General features: G+C 41.4%; 3 tRNA genes. All 3 read right to left on the bottom strand.

The features are described from left to right. Positions 1-159 precede the first annotated feature (159 nt). Positions 160-235: transfer RNA gene (locus C9J51_RS19380), tRNA-Ala, on the bottom strand. A gap of 43 nt (positions 236-278) precedes the next feature. After that, positions 279-354: transfer RNA gene (locus C9J51_RS19385), tRNA-Val, on the bottom strand. Positions 355-422: 68 nt separating this feature from the next. Then, positions 423-498 (bottom strand) — tRNA-Lys (locus tag C9J51_RS19390). Positions 499-529: the final 31 nt, after the last annotated feature.

Genomic DNA, 529 nt, shown 5'->3' on the forward strand with positions numbered 1-529 from the left:
TGTTGTTTTGAGAACTCGTTTTCATCCGAAGATAAAAACATTTTTTAAAATTAATCTTTCGATTAAATTTACTAGTCAGCTTTCCAGATTGTTAAAGAGCATGCAATTTTCTATTGAAAACCACTTTTTAATCACACTCTTACGAATGCATTTAGAAAGTGGTGGAGCTATGCGGGATCGAACCGCAGACCTCTTCGCTGCCAGCGAAGCGCTCTCCCAGCTGAGCTATAGCCCCTTAAAGTTTTACTTCTTTAGGAGAAGTTCTCTAAAAGAGAAAGTGGTGGGCGATACCGGGCTCGAACCAGTGACCCCCTCCTTGTAAGGGAGGTGCTCTCCCAACTGAGCTAATCGCCCACGATAGTTGCTATTTGTTATTACTTTAAAAAGTAATCTCAAACTAGCTTTCCTTCGTGGAAAGGAAATGGTGGGTCGTGCAGGATTCGAACCTGCGACCAATTGATTAAAAGTCAACTGCTCTACCAACTGAGCTAACGACCCATTGTGCACTGTCTCTTTTTTATAAAAAGAA

The sequence above is a fragment of the Photobacterium iliopiscarium genome, assembly GCF_003026395.1.
Taxonomy (GTDB): Bacteria; Pseudomonadota; Gammaproteobacteria; order Enterobacterales; family Vibrionaceae; genus Photobacterium; species Photobacterium iliopiscarium.